The 2,293-nt window shown below is 68.4% G+C and carries 1 protein-coding gene; it reads left to right on the top strand.

Features of this window, described 5'->3' with window-relative positions; translation table 11 throughout:
- Positions 1–538: 538 nt before the first annotated feature.
- On the top strand, positions 539–2,158 hold the full coding sequence (locus ACLML9_RS28535) for a dolichyl-phosphate-mannose--protein mannosyltransferase (RefSeq protein ID WP_411948396.1): 1,620 nt from the start codon (positions 539–541) through the stop codon (positions 2,156–2,158).
- The last annotated feature ends 135 nt before the right edge of the window (positions 2,159–2,293 follow it).

Here is a 2,293-nt window from a genome sequence, read left to right on the forward strand (position 1 = left end):
TTCGGCCTCGAGACTCGCGGCTTCGCCGCATGCACTTCGAGGCCGAAACGGCGGGACGGGCCTCAACCCTTTGAGGTGTCTCGTAAGACTCGACGCGGGGGGTTGCGTCGGCATCGCTCGGCGGTGCCATCTCAGGACAGCGGTGCCGGGCGGTCGGGCTCGGCGGGCGTGGGACGCGAGGCGATCGGCGAGCGCGGTGACGAGGGCGCGCAGTTCGTCGGGGCGCTCGATGACGAACGGCCGGTCGAGTGCGGCGAGTACTGGGGGCAGCCAGTCGAGCCGCATCGAAAAGTTCGCACGCCGACGCAGCGCGGAGCGCTCACGCGGTAGCCCTGAGATCCCCGGGCTACCGATGAACACGGCCGCCGAGCTCAGGAACGCCACCAGCAGGGGACACGATCCCGAGACACCGCACGCGGCAAACCCCGCCCTCCCGAGGCCGTCCGGAAGGCGCCACCCCGGGTACCGAGTCGGGCGAGGCTCTCAGCCCGGCGACGCCGAAGGCGGTGCCGAAAGACACAGCACATAAGCTCGAGCCGTGACTCAGCTGACCGAACCGCGCCGCCGCGCGGCCTGGCGGCCGCAGCGCACCTGGTCGAGCCCGGCCCCGCTGCGGCCGGCGCCGGATTTCGGTCCCACCGATACCGCGCGCGGCTGGGTGGTCAGCCTGTTCCTGACGGTGATCGCGGCCATCACCCGCTTCACCATGCTCAACTATCCGACCGACGCGGGAACGCCGGTCTTCGACGAGAAGCACTACGCCCCGCAGGGCTGGCAGTTCCTCACCGGCGGTATCGAGGACAACCCCGGTTACGGGCTGGTGGTGCATCCGCCGGTCGGGAAACAGATGATCGCGATCGGCGAGGCGCTGTTCGGCTACAACGGCTGGGGATGGCGGTTCTCCGCCGCGCTGGCCGGTACGGTGCTGGTCCTGCTGGTCATCCGGATCGTGCGGCGGATGACGCGCTCGACGATGCTGGGCGCCCTGGCCGGGATCCTGCTGATCACGGACGGAACCACCTTCGTCTCGTCCCGGATCGGGATGCTCGACATCTTCATCACGGTGTTCGTCACCGCCGCGTTCGGATGCCTGATCGTCGACCGTGACCAGGTGCGGGCCCGGCTCGCGCGCGCCGACGCCGAGGGCCGGATCGGCAAGACTCCGTGGGGTCCGCGCCTGGGGGTGCGCTGGTGGCGGTTCGGGGCCGGACTCCTGCTGGGACTGGCCTGCGGCACCAAATGGTCCGGGCTGTACTTCATCGCCGCGTTCGGGGTGCTGAGCATCCTGTTCGATCTGTTCGCGCGCCGCACCTACGGTGTGCGCAAACCGCTGTACGGCACCGCCGTCCGCGATCTCGGCCCCGCGCTGTACGCGCTGGTGCTGATCCCGCTGGGCGTGTACCTGGCGAGCTACGCCGCCTGGTTCCGGAGCGAAACCGCCGTCTACCGCTATATGGCGGGTAATCCGTCGGCGCCCGAGGACGGGATCGGCACCGGCGGATTCTGGTCACATCTGGTGCCCGACGCCATGCGGTCGCTGTGGTACTTCCACTCCCGCACCCTCACATTCCATTCCGAGCTCACCAACTCCGCCGGCAACCATCACCCGTGGGAATCCAAACCGTGGACCTGGCCGATGGGGTTGCGGCCGATGCTGTACTACTACGCCGACGACGGGGTCACCGGCTGCGGGCAGACCGAATGCGTGAAAGCCGTCATGCTGGTCGGCACACCCGCTCTGTGGTGGGTGTCGCTGCCCGTCCTCGCGTGGGGTATCTGGCGCTGGATCGTCCGCCGGGACTGGCGATACGCGGCCGTGCTCACCGCCTACGGCGCCGCCCTGCTGCCCTGGTTCCTGACCCTCGACCGCCAGATGTACTACTTCTACGCGGTCACCCTGGCCCCGTTCCTGGTGATGGCGGTGGCACTGGTGCTGGGCGACATACTCGGCACCGCCGGACGCCCGGTCCCCTTCGGATCCGGCGGTCAGTTCCGGCCCGCCCGACCCAGCGAACGCCACAGCCTGGGCCTCCTGGTGGTCTGCCTCTACCTTGCCCTCGTAATAGCGAACTTCATCTGGCTCTGGCCCATCCTCACCGGCCTACCCATAACAACAAACAACTGGCAAGACCACCTGTGGCTACCCAGCTGGAGATAACCGGCACACCCGCCGCCAAGCCGTCGAATGCCGACGCAACCCGCATGTGTCGAGTTTTACGAGACACCTCCAAGGGTTGAGGCCCGTCTCGCCGTTTCGGCCTCGAAAGCGCATGAGCCGAAGGCTCGAGTCTCG

It is taken from the genome of Nocardia sp. NPDC002869 (assembly GCF_046764065.1).
GTDB lineage: Bacteria > Actinomycetota > Actinomycetes > Mycobacteriales > Mycobacteriaceae > Nocardia > Nocardia rhamnosiphila.